The sequence below is a fragment of the Pseudarthrobacter sp. HLT1-7 genome, assembly GCF_059383435.1.
The window spans coordinates 65,278-86,282 of record NZ_JBWZCH010000018.1 but is presented as its reverse complement, the minus strand read 5'-3'; the positions used below and the strand labels follow the sequence as shown (position 1 = coordinate 86,282).

Sequence of the window (21,005 nt, the reverse complement as noted above, 5' to 3'; positions counted from 1 at the left end):
CTTATTCATCATGGTGACCTATATTGTCAGGCGGCTCGTCACAGCCGCCCTCATCCTCCTGGGAGCATCCTTTCTCGTCTATCTCCTGACAGCGTCGTCTGGAGACCCGCTGGCCGATCTGCGCGCCCTCAACTCGCCCAACAAACAGCAGCTGATGAACGCCCGCACCGAGCTCCTGGACCTTGACACCCCTGCGCCGGTGCGGTATTTCAAGTGGCTGGCCGGGTCCGCACAGTGCCTCGTTCCGTTCGCCGGCTCGTGTGACCTGGGACAGAACATTTCCGGACAACCGGTCACCGAAGCGCTGGGCATCGCGCTGGTCCAGACACTGACGCTCGTCACCACGGCAACTATCCTGGCCATCCTGATCGGTATCACCCTGGGCATCGTCACGGCCCTCCGGCAGTACAGCGCCTTGGACTACGGGGTCACATTCATGGCGTTCCTCTTCTTCTCCCTCCCGATCTTCTGGGTTGCGGTGCTGCTGAAGGAGTATGGGGCCATCGGATTCAACGACTTCCTGCGGAAGCCGGAGATACCCATCCCGACGGCGCTGGGGGTGGGCGCGGCCGCCGGGCTGCTCGTCGCGGTGGCCCTGGGCGGCCAGCTCAAACGACGCTTCATCACGGGCAGCACGGTTTTTGCCGCCGTCGCGCTCGTCCTGGTCTACCTGTCCGCCACGGAGTGGTTCAAGACCCCGGGCCTGGGCCCGGTAGTGATTGCGATCGCCGGCGCCGGCATCGCCGTCGCCGTAACGGTGCTCGTCTCGGGTCTGCGGAACCGACGGGCCCTGCAGTCAGCACTCATCGTGGTGGGGCTAGGCGTGATCGCCTACTTCGCCGTGCAGCCCCTGCTGAACGAGGCCACAGCCCTCATGATCGCCCTGCTGGCGATCGCTGCCGTCCTGGTCGGCGTCGGCGTCGGGTACTTCATGGGCGGTTACGACCGCGGACAGTCGATGCGGGCAGCGGGTATCACCGCCTTCCTCGTGGGCGGACTGGTCGTGATGGACCGCTATATGCAGGCATGGCCCACATACTTCAACAACAGCCGAGTGCGGGGGCGTCCGATAGCGACGATCGGCGCCGGCACCCCCAATATAGAGGGAGACTACTGGGTGCTGGGCACGGACACTTTCACCCATCTGCTCTTGCCAACCGTGGCACTGATCCTCGTGTCGCTGGCGAGTTACACGCGGTTCACCCGGTCCTCGATGCTTGAAATTATGAACATGGACTACATCCGCACCGCGCGGGCCAAGGGTCTCTCCGAACGGTCGGTCATCATGGGGCACGCGTTCCGCAACGCACTGATCCCGATCGCCACGATTGTCGCTTTCGACATCGGCGCGCTGATAGGCGGCGCCGTCATCACAGAGAGCGTGTTCTCCGTCCGGGGGATGGGCTTCCTGTTTCTGGACGGAATCACCCGCATTGACCCGAACCCGGTCATGGGCGTCTTTCTCTGCGTCGCCGTCACCGCCATGGTCTTCAACTTGATAGCGGATCTGGCGTATTCCGCACTGGATCCGCGCGTAAGGATAAAAGCATGAGCCAGCCGACCCAAGAGGATGACATCCTGGCGCAGAAGGCCCTACGGGACCCGGGCACAACATCGCCCGAGCATGAATCGGCAGGACTCAGCCAGGGCCAGATCGTCCGGAAACGGTTCTTCGGGCACACCGGTGCGCTGATCGGGCTCGCCGTCTTTGCGCTCATCTTCATTGTGGCTTTCACCTCCGTCGGGGTGGCGGGGATACCCGGCTGGTGGAAGTACAACCATCTGGACGTTTCCCCGCTGGTGAACGACGGCGGGCCGACGGCGGGTCTCTGGCCCCCGGCGTGGGGGGAACACCCCTTCGGGCAGGACCGGATCGGCCGGGACCTGTTTGCCATGACGATGCGCGGGGCGCAGCAATCCATCACCATCATGGTCCTGATTGGCGCCATTGCCGGGATTCTGGGTGCCGTGATCGGCGGCCTCGCGGGCTATTTCCGGGGTTGGGTAGAAGCGGTGCTGATGCGGATCACGGATGTCATAATCATCATCCCCGTCCTGCTGCTCGCCGCTGTCGTTGCACAGACTGCCGGGCGCCGGGATGAGGGGAGTTTGTTTTCCGCCTTCGCGAACGCCAACGGGATAGTCGTTCTGGGCGTCTTCCTCGGACTCGTCAGCTGGGTGGGTCTGGCGCGGCTGGTCCGTGGCGAGTTCCTGACCCTGCGCGAGCGCGAGTTCGTCGATGCGGCCAGGATATCCGGGGCGTCCAACGGGAGGATCATTTTCAAACACATCCTGCCCAACGCCGTCGGGGTGCTGATCGTGAACGTCACGCTGACCATGTCGGCCGCGATCCTGCTGGAGACCGCCTTGAGCTACCTCGGCGTCGGCGTCAAATCGCCGGACACGTCCCTGGGGCTGCTCATCTCGCAGAACCAGGAGGCCTTCGCCACCAGGCCGTGGCTGTTCTGGTTCCCGGGCCTGTTCATCGTGTTGATCTGCCTGAGCATCAACTTCATCGGCGACGGTCTGCGCGATGCCTTCGATCCGCGGCAGAAGAAGTTCAATGCCAAGAAAGCCGCTGGCACCGGGGGGCACCCCCTTGCAGTGGCACCCGTCACCGCGTTCGATGAAACCAAGAGGGACTAGATGTCCGCCCCCCGCTGTGCCGGTGCTGCCGCCGGCCTAACCGGCGATGGCCCAGTAACTGGCCGCCAGCAGCAGTACGACGGCGCCGGCCGCCGCCCAGCGGACGGTCACTTTCACCGCCGTCGTGGCGGCCTCTCCGGCGACAAGCCCGCCGCTTTCCACCAGATACTGCCAGCGGGCGCGCACCAGCCGGGCTGCCTGGCCGGAGTCGGTGGACGTCAGGTCCCCGGGACGGACGGATTCGCCGGGGCCGTAGGTGGTGGCCGGCAGGCCGCGGAGGTCTTCCGGGCGGGCATTGCGGCCGCCCCAGATTCCGGGAGCCGGTGCGGCCCAGGACGTGTAGCTCTTCTCCGCCGTGATCAGCGTCAGAGCGAAGCGGGTATCCACATGCACCAGGGCCGCCCACGGCACCCGGATGGACCGGAACGGGTTCTCCAGGCTGACACCGTCGCCATGGACCACGACGGCGGGCATCCAGAACAGCTGCCAGCCCAGGAAAGCGATCAGCAGCAGCGGCGCCGCGCCGGCCAGTGCCCCGGGGCCCGCCGTCACTGCGGTCACTACCAGGCCGAACCCGGCGACCGCCCAGGACAGCCAGGCGAACCATTTGTTGGTGCGGGCCTTGAAGATTTCAACGTTACCGGCGTGCGGCGCAGAGCTCATGCCCCTAATAATTCAGTACTCCGAGCCGCAGCACCAATCCCCGGTGACCCGGCGGCCCGGGCGGAAGGAAAGCCCCATCATGACTGACTTCATCACCCTCGATCCGGCCGTCACCCCTGAACCCGGTAAAGGTGAACCCGTCCTGGTGGTTCGTGACCTCAGCGTCGACTTCGGCGTGGACAAGAAGTGGGTTCCGGCCGCGATCGGGCTGAACTACGAGGTGCGGGCCGGTGAAGTGCTGGCCATCGTGGGGGAGTCCGGCTCGGGCAAAAGCGCCAGTTCGATGGCGCTGCTGGGCCTGCTGCCCAGCAACAGCCGCGTGACGGGAAGCGTCAAGCTGGCCGGCAAGGAGCTGCTGGGCACGAACGAGGCAAACATCCGGTCCGTCCGCGGCAAGGACGTTGCGGTGATCTTCCAGGAGCCGATGACGGCCCTGAACCCGGTGTACACCGTGGGCGCGCAGATCGTGGAGACCGTGCGGCTGCACAGCGAAGTCTCCCCTGCGGACGCCCGGCTGCGGGCGCTGCGGATGCTGGAACTGGTGGAGCTGCCGGACCCCGAAATGGCATTCCGGTCCTACCCGCACCAACTCTCCGGCGGCCAGCGCCAGCGCGCCATGATCGCCCAGTCGCTGTCCTGCGATCCCAAGCTGCTGATCGCCGACGAGCCCACCACAGCCCTCGACGTGACCGTCCAGGCCGAAATCCTGGACCTCATGCGGAACCTGCGGAACAAGCTGGACAGCGCCATCGTGCTGATCACCCATGACATGGGCGTGGTGGCGGACCTCGCGGACCGGATTGCCGTGATGCGCCGGGGCCTGATCGTGGAAACCGGCACGGCCGCGGAGATCTTCCACAACCCGCAGCACGAATACACCAAGGCGCTGCTCGCCGCCGTGCCGCACCTGGGGCAGGGCGGGGCGGATTCCGCCGAAGAAGTGGACGTCACGGCCGCCCTCGCCGCCGCGACCAACATCGAGATCTCCGTCATCCCGGAAGAGGAACTGGTCCGGCGTGAGCGCGCGAACGCCGCGGCGCTGGCTGCCGCGGAAACCGCCGGGCCCCAGGGCCAGCCCGTCCTCGAGCTGAAGGACGTGGCAATTGAATACCCCAAGCAGGGCCGGGTGCCGGCGTTCCGTGCCGTGGAAGGCGCCAACCTGGTGATCTACCCGGGCCAGGTTGTGGGGCTGGTAGGGGAGTCCGGCTCTGGTAAGACCACCATCGGCCGGGCCGCCGTCGGGCTGCTGCCCGTCGCCGCCGGCACCATGAGGGTGGTCGGCCAGGACATTTCCGCCGCGAAGAGGAACGGCCGGCAGCTCCATGAGATGCGCCGCCACGTCGGCATGGTGTTCCAGGACCCGTCGTCGTCGCTGAATCCCAGGCTGCCGATCGGCGAAAGCATCGGCGAGCCGATGTTCCTCGCGAAGGTGGCAAAGGGCGCCGAGCTGCAGAAGCGGATCGAGGCGCTGCTGGACCAGGTGGAGCTCCCGCGCGACTACCGCAACCGCTACCCGCATGAACTCTCCGGCGGACAGAAGCAACGCGTCGGAATCGCCCGGGCACTCTCGCTCAAGCCGAAACTGATGGTGGCCGACGAGCCCACCTCCGCACTGGACGTTTCCGTGCAGGCGAAGGTGCTGGACCTCTTCCAGAACCTGCAGAAGGAGCTCGGGTTCGCCTGCCTCTTCGTCACCCACGACCTCGCCGTGGTGGACGTGCTGGCCGACAGGATCTGCGTGATGCAGCGGGGCCGGATCGTGGAGCAGGGGACCCGGAACCAGATCCTCCGCAACCCCCAGGAGCCGTACACCCAGCGGCTTCTCGCTGCAGTTCCGCTGCCGGACCCAGACAAACAGCGGGAACGGCGCGAGCTCCGGGCGCAGCTCCTCGCCGCCGAAACGAGTTAATCGGCAGTAACCGCGATCACGTTGGCGCGAATATTACCAGCCTCGGCCGTGTGCTTTGCGACCTGCCGTGGATGGGCCCGGGGGCCGTGCTTTCCCCGGGTCACGGTTTGGCAACAGAGTTCCACCATCCGGACACTCTGGGGTTAGGGTAGTTCCATATGTCGCCCACGTCACAGGATATCCCTGTGCCTGGGCCACGGGGAAGCACACGTTTTTCCCTGCCGAACTCCCACAACTCATAGGAGGCGGAATGCGTTTTTCGCGCACTTCCAAAGCACTGGGCATGGTGGCTATCGCCGCTCTCGCCCTGACCGGATGCGGTGCCGGAGGCGGCACCGCCAGTGGTGCCAGCCAGGCTGCCGGCGACCCCAACAAGGTCATCACCGCTTACAGCAACGAACCGCAGAACCCCCTGATGCCCGCCAATACCAACGAAGTGTACGGCGGCCGCGTCGTTGAGCTCCTCTTCGAGGGCCTGCGCAGCTACGACCCCAGCGGCAAATCTGTCGATGCCCTGGCCGAGTCGATCGATTCCCCGGACGGCCAGAGTTACACGATCAAGGTCAAAAGGGGCGCAAAATTCACCAATGGCGAGGAAGTCACCGCCAAGAGCTTCGTTGATGCCTGGAACTTTGCCGCGCTGAGCACCAACGCCCAGGGCAACAGCAGCTTCTTCGAGTCCGTCGAAGGCTACGACGCCGTCAGCGCCACCACGAAGCAGATGGGAGCGGACGGCAAGGAAACTGAGGTCCCCGCCCCGACCGCCCAGACACTCTCCGGCGTGGTCCTGAAGGATGACTCCACCATCACCGTCAAGCTGACGCAGCCGGAAGCCGACTGGCCGCTGCGCCTGGGCTACTCGGCCTTCATGCCGCTGCCTGCCGACGCGATCAAGGATCCGAAGAAATTCGGCGAAAACCCGATCGGCAACGGCCCCTACAAGATGGAAAAGGAAGGCGCCTGGCAGCACGACAGCCAGATCGCCCTGGTCAAGAACGCCGACTACAAGGGTCCCCGCGAAGCCAGGAACGGCGGCGTGACCTTCAAGTTCTACACCGACCCGGCCCCGGCCTACACAGACATCCAGGGCAACAACCTGGACGTGACGGACGTTCTGCCCACCAACGCCCTGAAGACCTACACCACGGACTTCCCGGAGAATCACCTGAACAAGCCGTATGCCGGCAACGCCACCCTGAACATCCCGGGCTACCTGCCGGAGTTCCAGGGCGAAGCGGGCAAGCTGCGCCGCCAGGCCCTCTCCATGGCCATCAACCGCGAGGAAATCACCAAGGTCATCTTCTCCGGCACCCGTATCCCGGCCAAGGACTTCACCTCCCCGGCGGTTGACGGCTACAACGACAAGGTCGCCGGCTCGGATGTCCTGAAGTTCGACGCTGCCAAGGCCAAGGACCTGTGGACCAAGGCCGACGCCATGAGCCCGTGGCCTGCAGACAAGATCCTGCAGCTTGCCTACAACACCGACGGCGGCAACAAGGAATGGATCGACGCCGTCGCCAACAACTTCAAGAACAACCTGGGAATCAAGGCCGAAGGCCAGCCCTTCGCCAAGTTCGCCGAAATCCTGAAGCTGCGCACCGCCAAGACCCTGCCGGGCCTCACCCGGGCCGGCTGGCAGGCCGACTACCCGTCGCTCTACAACTTCCTGGGCCCGCTCCTGAAGACCGGGGCCAGCGCCAACTACGAGGGCTACACGAACCCCGAGTTCGACAAGCTCCTCACCGAAGGCCTGGGCGCCAAGTCCACGGACGACGCCAACAAGAAGTTCACCCAGGCCCAGGAAATCCTGTTCAAGGATCTCCCCAACCTGCCGCTGTGGTACCAGGCGCGCCAGGCTGTCTGGAGCCAGAACGTCAGCAACGTTGATTCCGGCTGGAACGGCGTTCTCCAGTACTGGGCCATCACGGCCAAGTAATCCTTCGTAGAACCCATCCACGTCACTAAGCTATTGGGGGTCCGGCCTGGCCGGGCCCCCAATAGCCTTGAAACCGGCAGGAAAGCTGTCCCATGATTCCCCTCAGTTCCGTCAACGCACCCGAGGCAATGCTGTGATCCAGTACATCCTCCGGCGCCTGCTGCAGGTCATTCCGGTCTTCCTCGGAACCACCCTGCTCGTCTACTTCATGGTCTTTGCCCTCCCGGGCGATCCCATCAGGGCGCTCTTCGGCGACCGCCCGCCGAGCGATGCGATCATCGCCCAGCTCCGTCAGCAGTACAACCTGGACCAGCCGTTCTGGGTACAGTACGGGCTGTTCCTCAAGAACCTCTTCACCTTCAACCTCGGCGTCGACTTCACCGGCCAGCCGATCGGAGCCACCCTGGCCCGCATCTTCCCGGTCACGGCGATGCTCGCCATTGAAGCCCTCGTCATCCAGGCCGTCTTCGGAATCGGCTTCGGGCTCATCTCCGGCCTCCGGAAGGGCGGCATCTTCGACAGCACTGTCCTCGTGCTCTCACTCGTCGTGATCGCCATCCCCACCTTCGTGCTCGGCTTCGCGCTCCAGTTGCTGATCGGTGTCCAGCTGGGCTGGGCCAAACCGACGGTCGGCTCCAACGTCGACTGGGGGACCTTGCTGCTCCCCGCGACCGTGCTGGGCCTGGTGTCTTTCGCCTACGTGCTGCGCCTTACCCGTGCGTCCGTCATCGAAAACATGAACGCCGACTACGTCCGCACCGCCACGGCCAAGGGCCTGTCACGCCGCAAGGTGGTAACCACCCACGTCCTGCGGAACTCGCTGATCCCGGTGGTCACCTATCTCGGTGCGAGCCTGGGCGGCCTGATGGGCGGCGCAATCGTGACCGAAGGCATCTTCAATGTCCCCGGCGTCGGCCAGAAGCTGTATCAGGCCATTCTTCGAAGCGAAGGCCCCACCGTGGTCGCCATTGTGAGCGTGCTGGTCCTGGTCTTCGTTGCCGCCAACCTATTGGTCGATCTGCTGTACGCCTGGCTTGACCCGAGGATCCGCTATGAAAACTAACCGCCACATCGAGCACTTCGTTGCCCCCATCGAGGAGACCCCTCTGCTGGCAACCGACGCCGTCAAAGTTGACGAGGCCCCTCTGAGCCTCTGGGCAGACGCGTGGCGCAAGCTCCGCCGTCGTCCGCTCTTCATCATCTCCGCAGTGATGATCGCCCTGATCGTCTTCGTGGCCATCTTCCCGGGGCTCTTCACCCAGGTCGCGCCGGACAACGGCTGCGAGCTGTCAAACTCCAACGGCGGGCCTTCCGCCGGCCACCCGCTGGGCTTCACTTTCCAGGGCTGCGACATCTACTCGCGCATCATCCACGGCACCCAGGCGTCGCTGATGGTGGGCGTGTTCTCGGTGATCTGCGTGCTGATCATCGGCGTGACCTTCGGGGCCCTGGCGGGTTTCTATGGCGGCTGGGTGGATACGGTCATCGCCCGGCTCGGCGACATCTTCTTCGCCCTGCCGCTCATCCTCGGTGCCCTGGTCATCACCCAGCTTCCGCTGATGCGTGAAAACCGCGGCGTCTGGACCGTGGTTATGGTCATTGTGGTGCTCGGCTGGCCGCAAATGGCGCGCATCACCCGCGGCGCCGTCATCGAGGTGCGGAACGCGGACTTCGTCACGGCCGCGCGCTCGCTCGGTGTTTCCCGGCTCGGCTCGCTGGTCCGCCACGTGCTCCCGAACGCGCTGGCACCGATCATCGTGCTTTCCACCATGGAACTCGGCGTCTTCATCGTTGCCGAAGCCACCCTGTCCTTCCTCGGCATCGGCATGCCCGGTTCCGTGATGTCCTGGGGTAACGACATTTCCGCGGCCCAGTCGTCCATCCGCACCAACCCGGCCGTGCTGCTCTACCCGGCGACAGCCCTGTCCATCACCGTGTTGAGCTTCATCATGCTGGGCGATGCCCTGCGCGATGCCCTCGATCCGAAAAGCCGTCAGCGATGAAGGAGGCAAACATGACGACTTCCGACGTCACAGTTCACGAAGCCGGAACCCTGGCCGGCCGGCCCCTGCTGGAAATCCGCGATCTCGCGATCTCCTTCACCACCGGCAGCGGTGAGGTCCAGGCCGTGCGCAACGCGCACCTGACCATCATGCCCGGCGAAACCGTCGCCATCGTGGGTGAGTCCGGATCCGGCAAGTCGACGACGGCGCTGGCCGCCATCGGCCTGCTGCCGGGCAACGGCCGCGTCGCTAGCGGGCAGATCCTGCTCGACGGCGAGGACATCGCGCACGCCTCGGAGAAGCGCATGATCGAACTCCGCGGCAACACCATCGGCATGGTCCCGCAGGACCCGATGTCCAATCTGAACCCGGTCTGGAAGATCGGGCACCAGGTCATGGAGACGCTTAAGGCCAACGGCCGGCCCAGCGGCCCGGAGGACGTTGCCAAGGTCCTGGCGGAAGCCGGACTTCCGGACGCCGCCCGGCGGGCCAAGCAGTACCCGCACGAGTTCTCCGGCGGCATGCGCCAGCGTGCCCTGATCGCGATCGGCCTGTCCTGCCAGCCGCGGCTGCTCATCGCCGATGAGCCCACCTCGGCCCTGGACGTCACCGTGCAGCGCCAGATCCTGGACCACCTGGACAAAATGACCTCGGAGCTGGGCACCGCAGTGCTGCTGATCACCCACGACCTCGGCCTCGCCGCCGAGCGCGCGGACAAGGTGGTGGTGATGTACCGCGGACAAGTGGTGGAAGCCGGTCCGTCCCTGGAACTCCTGCAGAACCCGCAGCACCCCTACACCCAGCGGTTGGTGGCCTCGGCGCCGTCGCTCGCTTCACGCCGTATCCAGGTAGCCAAAGACCTTGGGGTGGAATCGGACGAACTGCTCGCCCCGAGCGGGGCTGTTGCGGCAGAGCCCGCGCTGCCGGACGAGGTGCTAAAGATCGAGAACCTGAGCAAGGTCTTCAAGCTGCGCTCCGGGTTCGGGCGGGCGACGGACTTCACCGCCGTCGACGATGTTTCCTTCAGTGTTAAGCGGGGAACGACGACGGCGATCGTGGGGGAGTCCGGTTCCGGCAAGTCCACTGTGGCCCAGATGGTCCTGAACCTGCTGGAGCCGACCTCCGGCAAGATCATTTTCGACGGCGTGGATACCGCCACGCTGAATAAAAAAGAGATCTTCGCCTTCCGACGCCGGGTGCAGCCGATCTTCCAGGACCCGTACGGTTCCCTGGATCCGATGTACAACATTTTCCGGACCATCGAGGAGCCGCTGCGTACCCACAAGATCGGCGACAAGGCCAGCCGCGAGAAGAAGGTCCGCGAACTGCTGGACCAGGTGTCCCTGCCGCAGTCCACCATGCGGCGATACCCGAACGAACTCTCGGGTGGCCAGCGCCAGCGCGTCGCGATCGCGCGGGCCCTGGCCCTGGACCCTGAAGTGATCATCTGTGACGAGGCCGTCTCCGCCCTCGATGTGCTGGTGCAGGCCCAGGTGCTGAACCTGCTCGCCGAACTGCAGTCCCGGCTGGGCCTGACCTATCTGTTCATCACCCACGACCTGGCAGTGGTGCGGCAGATCGCCGACCACGTCTGTGTTATGGAGCACGGCAAGCTGGTCGAGACCGGATCCACCGACGAGGTCTTCGACGCGCCGCAGCAGGACTACACCAAGGCGCTGCTCAACGCCATCCCGGGTGCACGCCTCATGCTGCCCCCGGAAGTTGCCTGAGCCTCGCTGATAGCACCGAAGCCGGTGTCCGCCCTTTGCTTTGGGGGCGGGCACCGGCTTCCTGCGCCGGGGTGACTACTGGCCGGCACCAAGCCCGGGCGGCTGGGCGTGCAGCCCGAGCTGCCTGAACTTCTCGCCCAGCACGGCGCCGAGCTCCTGATGGCCCTCGGCGCTGAGGTGAACGCCGTCGGCCGCGAACCTACCCAGCCGGTACTTGGACATCCAGTCCCCGACGCTGACGAACGGTATCGCGTGGTGTGCCGCGACGCGGCCCAGCAGGGCGTCCACCTCGGTGCGGCGTCCGCCGCCCTGATCCGCACCGAGGGCCAGAGTGCCGATCATGGCCAGCGTGGTCCCGGGGTAACGCTGTTTCAGGGCGGCAATCAGGCGGTCAGCATTGTCCGCGATCTGCTGATCGCTGGCGCCGACGGCGGCGTCGTTACCGCCGCCCTGGATCACCACCAGCGGAGGTGAGCCGTAGGGCACCCGCCAGTCGCCGCGCTGCAGGGCCTCGGGGTAGTTGCCGGTCCGGTCGTTTCCGGCCACGAAACCGGTCCCGCCGGCGCCGGCGAAGAAGACGTCATATCCCATCGCCGTCAGCGCTTCGCGGGGCCAGCCCACGGCGGGTTCGGATTGTGAGTCGCCAATCAGCAGCGCCGTCTGGCGGATATTGGCCACCGCCACCTCTTCGCGGCCGTTCGCCGGATTCGTCACGATGGAGCATGGCGGCAATTTGGCGGGATCGGTTTCGGTCCGGGCGCCGTCGGGCGGGGGCGGCCGGACCGTCTGCACCGGGCATACGTCGGGGTTGTACTCGGTGGACGGGCCACAGCCGGCCAGCAGGATGCCTGTGGCGATCATGGGTGCGACGAGGCGTAGCAGGGCCGAGGCGTTGCGCATGGATCTCTCCGAGCTGACTTGCTGCTGTCACAGCAATGATGGGGCACGGACCTGCGGAAATCCAGTGACATTAGTCACGGGCGCAGGCCGGGCCCGCGTCCTGATCACGCGAGTGGGTCCCGCCCGGATTGGGGATTTTAGGCCAATAAATGACCTAGCGCTTAGAATGGTAGAAGGTGCCCTGTGCGAAAGGGGCTCATCCATCGTGCGTTCCGGTTGGAAATGTCGCGATACAACAGCTGACTTCACCACTGAATCGAGCAATAACGCATGTCTGAAACCACCACCAACACCGCGGTAGCCACTGCATCGCGCAGTGATCTGCGCAACGTCGCGATCGTGGCCCACGTTGACCACGGCAAGACCACCCTGGTCGACGCCATGCTCAAGCAGACCAACTCCTTCGCCGCGCACAACCACCTCGAGGACCGGGTCATGGACTCCGGCGACCTGGAACGCGAAAAGGGCATCACCATCCTGGCCAAGAACACCACCGTGGCCTACAACGGACCGTCCTCAAAGGGCGAGACCATCACCATCAACGTGATCGACACCCCCGGCCACGCCGACTTCGGCGGCGAGGTGGAGCGCGGCCTGTCCATGGTCGACGGCGTCGTCCTCCTCGTTGACGCCTCCGAGGGCCCGCTGCCGCAGACCCGCTTCGTGCTGCGCAAGGCCCTGGCCGCGCACCTGCCGGTAATTCTCCTGGTCAACAAGACCGACCGCCCCGACGCGCGGATCGAAGAAGTCGTGCATGAGTCCATGGACCTGCTGCTGGGCCTTGCCTCCGACCTCGCCGACGAAGTTCCGGACCTCGACCTGGACAAGATCCTCAACGTCCCCGTCGTCTTCGCCGCCGCGAAGGTTGGCCGCGCCTCCCTCGAGCAGCCCGCAAACGGCTCCGCCCCGGACAACGAGGACCTGGAGCCGCTGTTCCAGGCCATCATCGAGCACATCCCGGCGCCGACCTACAACCCGAACGGTGTCCTCCAGGCCCACGTCACCAACCTGGACGCTTCCCCGTTCCTGGGCCGCCTGGCGCTCCTGCGTATCTACAACGGCACCCTGCGCAAGGGCCAGACGGTTGCCTGGGCACGTGCCAACGGTGAAATGAAGAACGTCAAGATCACCGAACTGCTTGCCACCAGGGCACTCGACCGCGTGCCCACCGAGTCTGCCGGCCCCGGCGAGATCGTCGCCGTCGCCGGCATCGAGGAAATCACCATCGGTGAGACCCTGACCGACGTCGACAACCCGCAGCCGCTGCCGCTGATCACCGTGGACGATCCCGCCATCTCCATGACCATCGGCATTAACACCTCGCCGCTGGCCGGCCGGGTCAAGGGCGCGAAGGTCACGGCCCGCCAGGTCAAGGACCGCCTGGACAAGGAACTGATCGGTAACGTCTCCATCAAGGTGCTCCCCACCGAGCGCCCGGATGCCTGGGAAGTCCAGGGCCGTGGCGAGCTCGCGCTGGCCATCCTCGTGGAGCAGATGCGCCGTGAGGGCTTCGAGCTGACCGTCGGCAAGCCGCAGGTAGTCACCAGGACCGTCGACGGCAAGATCCACGAGCCGATGGAGCACATGACCATCGACGTGCCGGAAGAGTACCTCGGCGCCGTCACCCAGCTCATGGCCGCCCGCAAGGGCCGCATGACCAACATGGCCAACCACGGCACCGGCTGGTGCCGTATGGAGTTCATCGTTCCGGCCCGTGGCCTCATCGGGTTCCGCACCAAGTTCCTCACGGACACCCGCGGCGCCGGCATTGCCGCTTCCATCTCCGAGGGCTACGAGCCCTGGGCCGGCCCGATCGAGTACCGCACCAACGGTTCGATGATCGCCGACCGCGCCGGTGTTGTGACGCCGTTCGCCATGATCAACCTGCAGGAACGCGGCTCCTTCTTTGTCCGGCCCACCTCCGAGGTCTACGAAGGCCAGATCGTCGGCGAGAACTCCCGCGCCGACGACATGGACGTCAACATCACCAAGGAAAAGAAGCTCACCAACATGCGTGCCGCTTCCTCCGACACCTTCGAGAACCTCACGCCCCCGCGCGACCTGACCCTCGAAGAGTCCCTCGAATTCGCCCGCGAAGACGAGTGCGTGGAGGTCACCCCGGAGTCCATCCGGATCCGGAAGCTCATCCTGGACGTCAATCAGCGCGCCAAGTCCAACCGGGCACGCGCCAAGTCCTAGTTCCGGCGTTCCTCGCTGAACCAACGGATCATTTGTGAATAAGGGAGCTGCCGGTATGGCAGGCGGCATCGCCGCCACCGTGCCGGCAGCTCTTTTTGTTGCCCTCGCCGGCACGGCCCTGCACCGGCAGAGCGTGCTGGTGGGCGGCGTCGGGCTGCCGTGGGGCGCTCTCGCAGCCCTGGTGCTGCTGGGCGCCGTGGAGCTGTGGCTCGGCGCGGCCTTCCGCTCGGTGCTTCCGGCGGCGGCCTGCGGGGCGCTTTGCTATGCGCTGATCGGCTGGTGGTCCACGCTGGAGCATGGGAGGCGCCTTGTCATCGGGGATACCGCCGGGAACATCTGGATCTTCGGCACCGCGGCTGTCACGGTTGCCACGCTGACCTGGTGCCGGCGGTACCGGGGCCCGGCGGGCGAGGTTCCGCAAGGTTAGATTTCCCGGTACGAGGTTCCCGAGTCCGGTGCTTCCGCGGGACAAGTTTCCGTGAGCGAGAGTTCACGGGACCGGTGCTCCCGCGGGACATGCCCAATCTTTGCCGCCGCGAGTGGACATACTGGCACTATGTCCATCCCCGGCTGCCTCCGAGGGGCATGCCCAGCCCCAACCAGCGGACATGCCCAGCGCCGGGCCGACGAGCGGGACATGCACTTTTGCACATAGCGCAATGGCACCCTTTTCCGGCCGCAGACTCGGGCGGCACTATGGCTGCATGGTTAATCTGCTTGAGGTGCTCTCAAACTACGACGGCGTCGCCCGCGCCAAACATCTCGCTGCCGCGGGGGTCACGGAATTCCAACTCAAGGCCGCGACGGGGCGTGGTGACGTCTCCCGTGTCGCCCGGGGCGTTTACGCAGTCCCCGGCGCGGATCCTCAGCTCATTTCCATCCGCTCGCTGCCGGCTGAGCCCGGGTGCGTCAGTGCTGCGCAGCTCCGCGGGCTCTGGGTTCTGACGACGCCGGAACAGCCGCACATAGCCGTCCCGCACAGCCGGCGCTATCCGGGATTCGTCTCCCATCGCTCAGTTGCTGCCCCGACACTGATGGACACGGTCGTTCAATGCCTGCGGTGCCTGCCGGACCTTGACGGCCTGGTCATTGCCGAGTCCGCCGTCGTACTGAAAGCCCTTCCGCTTCATGGCTTGCGCCGGCGGCTTGGCGGCAGGAACGACGCGCGGGAACGCCGGATCGTGGCCGGCATCGTCCCGCAGTCACAATCCGTCATGGAATGCATGGCCAGGTACCTGCTGCGCCGCGCCGGGTTCCACGTCGAATCGCAGGTCAACATTCCCGGTATGGGCCACCTCGACCTCATGGTCGACGGACGTCTCGGCATCGAAACCGACGGGGCCGGTTTCCACATGGACCGGACAAGCTTCGAGGAAGACCGGCGGCGATGGAACGTGACCACCCGGCTGGGTATTCCGACCCTGGTGGTGAGCTACGCGTTGCTGAAGCACCATCCGCAGGAGTTCATCGCCCTCGTGCGCGACGCGCTGAACAAGCTCTCCGCTGCCGCCTAGAACCGAACATATTCCGTGGTTGCAGGCTCCGCGGTGGGGTATGTTCAGCGGTCGCGGCCAGGAATGGGCATGTCCCGCGGTTCGTCCCGGCGGCCAATGGGCATGTCCCGCGCTCGCGGGCAGGGCTGGACATAATGGCAGTATGTCCAGCGGTCGCGGCCAGCAATGGGCATGTCCCCCGGTCGGCTCACGGCCGGGGCTGCCGCGGGGCCCGGCGCGGCGGTGCGGGCGGGATTTCCTTCGCGGCCACCACCAGCGCCAACGGAATCGGGACGTCGGCGAGCCGGGTCCGGACGGTGCACAGGCCGCCGGTCCGTCCCACCAGTTCACCCAACGCGTCTGTCAGTCCGCCTTCGATCCGGTACCTGACCACCACACGGGTGCCGAGTGGGGCAGCCGCAAGGAACTGCAGGGGCGGCGGCAGAACGGAAGTCACCAGTCCATCCTAGGACCAGCACGGCCAATGAACCGGGCCCGTATGACGCCCGGCTAGGTTCGCGCGACCAGGCCGGGGGATAATAGGCTCGGAAGTCAGCAGTCCGGCGCTCAGGCCGGAAGCACCATCCGGCCGGTCGCCGGAACCAACGTGGAGAGGCAAGGGACGTGACGTACGTAATCGCGCAGCCGTGTGTAGATGTCAAGGACAAGGCATGTATTGAAGAGTGCCCCGTCGACTGCATTTACGAGGGTGAGCGTTCCCTGTACATCCACCCGGACGAGTGCGTGGACTGCGGCGCCTGCGAGCCGGTCTGCCCGGTCGAAGCCATCTACTACGAGGACGACACCCCGGAGGAATGGGCCGACTACTACAAGGCCAACGTCGAGTTTTTCGACGTGCTGGGCTCTCCGGGCGGGGCCGCGAAGATCGGCAACACCCACACGGACCACCCGATGATCTCCGCCCTGCCGCCGCAGAACCAAGACAACTAAGGCGGTCGCCCGGTGACCTCCGCGTTGCGCGGCTTCGGCCTCAGCCTGCCCGACTACCCGTGGGAGGCCCTGGCACCGTATCTGGCCAGTGCGGCAGAACACCCCGGGGGAATCGCAAACCTCTCGATCGGCACCCCGGTGGATTCTACCCCTGACGTGGTGCAGGACGCCCTGCGGGCCGCGGCCAACGCCCCGGGCTACCCCACGGTGCACGGCACACCGGCCCTCCGTGAAGCAATCGCGGCATGGTTTGACCGCCGCCGCGGTGTTCCCGGTCTGGATCCGCAACACATCATGCCCACCGTCGGGTCCAAGGAACTCGTGGCCTGGCTGCCGTTTCTGCTGGGTCTGAAGCCGGGCGACGTCGTCGTCCGCCCCACTGTCGCCTACCCCACCTACGAGATCGGCGCCACCTTCGCCGGTGCCGAGCACGTCGCCGCGGACGATCTCGAAGAGCTCGACGCCGCCACCCGGGCGCGCGTGCGGCTGGTCTGGGTCAATTCACCGGCCAACCCGACAGGCAGCGTCCGGGACGTTTCCTCGCTCCAGCGGATCGTCCGGCAGGCCCGTGAGCTCGGGGCCGTCGTCGCCTCGGACGAATGTTACGCCGAACTCGGCTGGGGGGAGTGGGATGTCCAGCGCGGCGGCACGCCCGTGCCCAGCATCCTTGACCCGCAGGTGGCGGACGGCTCCCACGAGGGTCTCCTGGCCGTGTATTCGCTGAGCAAGCAGTCCAACCTGGCCGGCTACCGCGCCGCCTTCGTGGCCGGCGATCCGGTCATAATGGCCAACCTCGTCAACAGCCGCAAGCACGCGGGCATGATCGTCCCGTACCCCGTCCAGGAAGCCATGCGGGTGGCCCTCGGCGACGACGCCCACGTCCAGGCGCAGAAGGATCTGTACCGTGGACGCCGCCAACGGATCACCCCGGCGCTGGAGGGCTTCGGCCTGACGATCCATGAGTCCCGCGCCGGGCTCTACCTCTGGGCCACCGCCGGGGAACCCACCTGGGACACGGTGGGCCGGCTCGCGGACCGCGGGATCGTCGTCGGCCCCGGCGTCTTCTACGGCGACGCCGGCAACGGATTCATTCGGGTCGCGCTGACCGCCAGTGACGAACGGATCGACGCCGCGGTGGCACGGCTGGCGACGGGGCGGTAACGGTGCTGTGACCCCCGCCACAACCGGTGCGTTTTGGGCTGGTCCGGCGGGTCCCGGATTAGTGCCACCCGCGAACTGACGGTAGTTTTTAACTGACTATCAATGGTGGCTTTCCACAAGAAGGCAGCGCAGCCTTTGGAATCCGTGGCAAAACAGGTTCCTGGGCCGCTTCACCAGAAGTTGGACCAGCTTTCGACAGAGGCCCCGACGCCTCAGAGGAGACTCCATGACTGAGACCACCAGCGCAACCCTGCGCTTTGCCGACGGCGAGCTCGAACTGCCGCGCATCAAGGTTGTAGAAGGAAACGAAGGCTACGACGTTTCCAAGCTGCTCAAGGAGACCGGTGCGGTCACCTTCGACCCCGGCTTCGTGAACACGGCCGCCACCTCGTCCGCCATCACCTACATCGACGGCGACAAGGGTATCCTGCGTTACCGCGGCTACCCGATCGAGGAACTGGCAGAGCACTCGAGCTTCCTCGAGGTCTCCTACCTGCTGATCTACGGCAACCTGCCCTCCGCCGCAGAGCTTGATGCTTTCGACCAGCGGATCCGGCGGCACACGCTGCTGCATGAGGACCTCAAGGGCTTCTTTGGCGGCTTCCCGCGCGACGCGCACCCGATGCCGGTGCTCTCGTCCGCGGTGTCCGCGCTGTCCACCTTTTATCAGGACTCACTGGATCCGTTCGACGACGAACAGGTGGAGCTGTCCACCTACCGTCTGCTGGCCAAAATGCCCGTCATCGCCGCCTATGCCCTGAAAAAGAGCATCGGCCAGCCGATGCTCTACCCGGACAACTCGATGAACCTGGTGGAGAACTTCCTGCGCCTCAGCTTCGGCCTTCCGGCGGAGCCTTACGACATGGACCCCACCGTGGTCAAGGCGCTGGATCTGCTCCTGATCCTGCACGCTGACCACGAGCAGAACTGTTCAACCTCCACTGTGCGTCTGGTGGGCAGCTCCAACGCCAACCTCTTCGCCTCCGTCTCCGCCGGCATCAACGCCCTCTTCGGCCCGCTGCACGGCGGCGCCAACGAGGCTGTGTTGAACATGCTGCGCCAGATCCAGGCCAGCGGCGAGCCTGTTGAGAAGTTCGTGGAACGGGTTAAGAACAAGGAAGACGGCGTGAAGCTGATGGGCTTCGGGCACCGCGTCTACAAGAATTACGATCCGCGTGCCAAGATCGTCAAGGCCACGGCGCACGAGATCCTCGAGAAGCTGGGCGGCAATGACGAGCTGCTGGCCATCGCCATGCGCCTCGAAGAGGTCGCCCTGACGGACGAGTACTTCATTGCCCGAAAGCTCTACCCGAACGTCGACTTCTACACCGGCCTGATCTACAAAGCCATGGGCTTCCCGGAGAAGATGTTCACCGTGCTGTTCGCGATCGGCCGCCTGCCGGGCTGGATTGCCCAGTGGCGGGAAATGATGAAGGACCCGCAGACCAAGATCGGCCGTCCGCGGCAGCTGTATGTGGGGGAACCGGAACGCAGCTACCCTTCGGTATAGCGCACCAGGACCAGAACAGTACGACGTCGGCCGCGCGCCTTAGAAGCTGCGCGGCCGGCGTCGTTCCTGTTTCATCGATTGCCCGTGTCCGTGCCCGTGCCCACGCCAGGCCCGCAGGGACGTCCCGCCGGTGTGCCCCGACGTCGTGCCAGCACATCTGTGCTAAAAAGGACCTATGCCCAAATTTGTCGACGCTGCCGTGCGGCGCCGGGACGTGGTCGAAGCGGTGTTCAGGATCATTGCCGCCGACGGACTCGAGAGGGCTTCCCTCCGGGAGGTCGCAGACGAAGCGGACCTCGCCGTAGGATCCGTCCGCCACTACTTCGCCAGCAGCGATGAGCTGCTCGCCCATTCTTTCGGCGTCGTCGTGGACCGGATCGTCAGCCGGCTGACGGCAGCCGACGAGCGCCTCGGCGGGTTGGACCCCGGGACCCCCGAACACCACCAGGGCGTATTAACCCTATTGGGTGAGTTCCTGCCGCTGGATGATGAACGGGCCGTCGACGCCTGCGTCTGGATGGCCTTCAAGAGCGCCGCGAGGACCAAGCCCTTCCTGGCCCCGGAAGCAGACCGCAGCCACCGTGCCGTGGCCGCCATCGTCGGCGGGCTCATCCTAGAGCTGAGCCGGGCCGACGGCGGCTCCGACGGCGGCTACGGCGCGCAAAGCGTCGACCAGCAGCGGCTGGTGACCGAGGCCGAACGGCTGCTGGCCACCTTGGACGGTCTCACGATGCACGCCCTGCTGCAGCCGGAATGGATGACGGCCCGGATGTGCCGGGACGTGCTGGAATCCCATCTGGCCGGACTGAACAGCCACCCGCCGGGCCATTAACGTGCGTTGCCGTGAGGAATACACTGGGAACGTACGTCTTGCCAAGGGAGGCAATCGGATGCACCACACAGGCGGACCCGGCTGGCGGATCACCATGGACACATCCGGACCGATGCTCATTGCACTATATGTCCGCGACGCCGCCGGCCTGGACGGCGCCGGGCATCCGGCACTCTGCCACGCGGCACCGAAAATCCGTCCCTCGGACCACACCCACCTCATTGCGGAGGCGGGCGGCGTCAGCGCGCTCAAGACCGAATGGGAAGCCTGGTGGGAACAGCTGCTGAAAGCGCATCCCGAGATGTCTCCGGACCTGGGCCCTCCCGGCTTCCGGTCCTTCAGCAATTCGCCTGCCCTGCGGCGCGTGCTGCAGGCACACTTCGGCGCGGCGCTGTCCTGGGCGCGGGAACGCCGCGGCGAATACGTCGCGCTCGAAGCGGAGCGGGAGGCCGCCGGCGTGCAATTGCTGCAGGACATGGTGGACGACCGGCTCCTCGAGGTAGGCCGTGCCGCCAACGATTTCACCCTGACCATCATTGAACTGCCGCTGGCGGAGCCGAGGGCGTGGTACCTGGAGCCTGAGACGATCATCATGAGTTCGGAGCTGCTGTCCCAGCCGGAGCTCTTTCGCAGCTACGTGCAGCCCGTGGTGGACCTGCTCATCTGAGTCCGGCGGACTGTGACCGACTGGCTGGGACCGGCGGACTGGGACCGGCAAGTGGACATTTTCGTTAGTTCGTCGGGGGTCTTGGCCCGGGGCTGGGAGGGCACTGCTCAGGGACATGCCCCGCGCCGGAGTGCGCGGATGGACATAGTGTCATTCTGCCCAGTTCCGGGTGCGAAGAATGGGCATGTCCCCCGCGGCGCGAAAAGGTCCAGATTCCACGCCGCCGGACCCGCCCAACGCCTGACCGGACCAGCCCAACGCGACGGGCCGTGGCGTTCCTGCCCAGTTACTTCGGCGCCCGGCGCCACAAGCCCGCGGGAATCCGGGCCTTTCCCGGGCCGATAGGAGGTGTGGCGGCAGGTAACCGGGAAGGAGCGCCGCCAACGGCCACCTGCGTCTGGCCAG

The 21,005-nt window shown here is 65.8% G+C and carries 18 protein-coding genes; 15 read left to right on the top strand and 3 right to left on the bottom strand.

The window, feature by feature from the left end; genetic code table 11:
* The first annotated feature begins 10 nt into the window (after positions 1–10).
* Together AC50X6_RS15750 and AC50X6_RS15745 are read left to right on the top strand one after the other, a co-directional pair.
* Complete coding sequence (locus tag AC50X6_RS15750) at positions 11–1,552, top strand: ABC transporter permease (RefSeq protein WP_494967113.1); 1,542 nt, start codon at positions 11–13, stop codon at positions 1,550–1,552.
* A complete protein-coding gene (locus AC50X6_RS15745) occupies positions 1,549–2,646 on the top strand; it encodes an ABC transporter permease (protein ID WP_494967112.1) in 1,098 nt (365 codons plus the stop codon). The genes AC50X6_RS15750 and AC50X6_RS15745 overlap by 4 nt, the downstream gene beginning before the upstream one ends.
* Before the next feature lie 36 nt (positions 2,647–2,682).
* Here AC50X6_RS15745 and AC50X6_RS15740 read toward each other — a convergent pair whose 3' ends face one another.
* On the bottom strand, positions 2,683–3,309 hold the full coding sequence (locus tag AC50X6_RS15740) for a PH domain-containing protein (protein ID WP_494967111.1): 627 nt from the start codon (positions 3,307–3,309) through the stop codon (positions 2,683–2,685).
* A gap of 79 nt (positions 3,310–3,388) precedes the next feature.
* Here AC50X6_RS15740 and AC50X6_RS15735 point away from each other — a divergent pair, with 79 nt between their 5' ends.
* From AC50X6_RS15735 to AC50X6_RS15715, 5 genes are all read left to right on the top strand, one after another.
* The gene (locus AC50X6_RS15735; protein ID WP_494967110.1) at positions 3,389–5,218 is read left to right on the top strand and encodes an ABC transporter ATP-binding protein; all 1,830 of its coding nucleotides are present in this window, start codon (positions 3,389–3,391) and stop codon (positions 5,216–5,218) included.
* Positions 5,219–5,468: 250 nt separating this feature from the next.
* Positions 5,469–7,154, top strand: a complete 1,686-nt coding sequence (locus AC50X6_RS15730; RefSeq protein WP_494967109.1) for a peptide ABC transporter substrate-binding protein — start codon at positions 5,469–5,471, stop codon at positions 7,152–7,154.
* Between the two features lie 133 nt (positions 7,155–7,287).
* Positions 7,288–8,217 carry an ABC transporter permease gene (locus AC50X6_RS15725; RefSeq protein WP_326965778.1) on the top strand — a complete coding sequence of 310 codons (930 nt, stop codon included), beginning with the start codon at positions 7,288–7,290 and terminating at the stop codon, positions 8,215–8,217.
* Positions 8,207–9,157, top strand: a complete 951-nt coding sequence (locus AC50X6_RS15720; protein WP_494967108.1) for an ABC transporter permease — start codon at positions 8,207–8,209, stop codon at positions 9,155–9,157. Before AC50X6_RS15725 ends, AC50X6_RS15720 begins: the two co-directional genes overlap by 11 nt.
* A gap of 11 nt (positions 9,158–9,168) precedes the next feature.
* A complete protein-coding gene (locus AC50X6_RS15715; RefSeq protein WP_494967107.1) occupies positions 9,169–10,887 on the top strand; it encodes an ABC transporter ATP-binding protein in 1,719 nt (572 codons plus the stop codon).
* A 75-nt stretch (positions 10,888–10,962) separates the two neighbouring features.
* Here AC50X6_RS15715 and AC50X6_RS15710 read toward each other — a convergent pair whose 3' ends face one another.
* Positions 10,963–11,787, bottom strand: a complete 825-nt coding sequence (locus AC50X6_RS15710; protein ID WP_494967106.1) for an SGNH/GDSL hydrolase family protein — start codon at positions 11,785–11,787, stop codon at positions 10,963–10,965.
* 270 nt (positions 11,788–12,057) lie between these two features.
* Here AC50X6_RS15710 and typA point away from each other — a divergent pair, with 270 nt between their 5' ends.
* From typA to AC50X6_RS15695, 3 genes are all read left to right on the top strand, one after another.
* Positions 12,058–13,986 carry a translational GTPase TypA gene (gene typA / locus AC50X6_RS15705; RefSeq protein ID WP_326965774.1) on the top strand — a complete coding sequence of 643 codons (1,929 nt, stop codon included), beginning with the start codon at positions 12,058–12,060 and terminating at the stop codon, positions 13,984–13,986.
* A gap of 34 nt (positions 13,987–14,020) precedes the next feature.
* Entirely contained in the window at positions 14,021–14,413 is a 393-nt protein-coding gene (locus AC50X6_RS15700; RefSeq protein WP_494967105.1) for a hypothetical protein, read from the top strand.
* Between the two features lie 277 nt (positions 14,414–14,690).
* Positions 14,691–15,500: a type IV toxin-antitoxin system AbiEi family antitoxin domain-containing protein gene (locus tag AC50X6_RS15695; protein ID WP_494967104.1), complete on the top strand. Its 810-nt coding sequence runs from the start codon at positions 14,691–14,693 to the stop codon at positions 15,498–15,500.
* A 187-nt stretch (positions 15,501–15,687) separates the two neighbouring features.
* On the opposite strand, the gene AC50X6_RS15690 is transcribed toward AC50X6_RS15695, so the two are convergent.
* The gene (locus AC50X6_RS15690) at positions 15,688–15,936 is read right to left on the bottom strand and encodes a putative acetyltransferase (RefSeq protein ID WP_494967103.1); all 249 of its coding nucleotides are present in this window, start codon (positions 15,934–15,936) and stop codon (positions 15,688–15,690) included.
* A 167-nt stretch (positions 15,937–16,103) separates the two neighbouring features.
* Between AC50X6_RS15690 and fdxA the strand changes: the two genes are divergently transcribed.
* The 5 genes from fdxA (at position 16,104) to AC50X6_RS15665 (ending at position 20,600) form a co-directional block, all read left to right on the top strand.
* Positions 16,104–16,430, top strand: a complete 327-nt coding sequence (gene fdxA / locus AC50X6_RS15685; RefSeq protein ID WP_326965770.1) for a ferredoxin — start codon at positions 16,104–16,106, stop codon at positions 16,428–16,430.
* Positions 16,431–16,442: 12 nt separating this feature from the next.
* Positions 16,443–17,591, top strand: coding sequence for a succinyldiaminopimelate transaminase (gene dapC, locus AC50X6_RS15680; protein WP_494967102.1), 1,149 nt, complete (start codon positions 16,443–16,445; stop codon positions 17,589–17,591).
* A gap of 226 nt (positions 17,592–17,817) precedes the next feature.
* Positions 17,818–19,101: a citrate synthase gene (locus AC50X6_RS15675; RefSeq protein ID WP_494967101.1), complete on the top strand. Its 1,284-nt coding sequence runs from the start codon at positions 17,818–17,820 to the stop codon at positions 19,099–19,101.
* A 175-nt stretch (positions 19,102–19,276) separates the two neighbouring features.
* Positions 19,277–19,933: a TetR/AcrR family transcriptional regulator gene (locus AC50X6_RS15670; RefSeq protein WP_494967100.1), complete on the top strand. Its 657-nt coding sequence runs from the start codon at positions 19,277–19,279 to the stop codon at positions 19,931–19,933.
* A gap of 58 nt (positions 19,934–19,991) precedes the next feature.
* Complete coding sequence (locus AC50X6_RS15665) at positions 19,992–20,600, top strand: hypothetical protein (RefSeq protein ID WP_494967099.1); 609 nt, start codon at positions 19,992–19,994, stop codon at positions 20,598–20,600.
* Positions 20,601–21,005 lie beyond the last annotated feature (405 nt).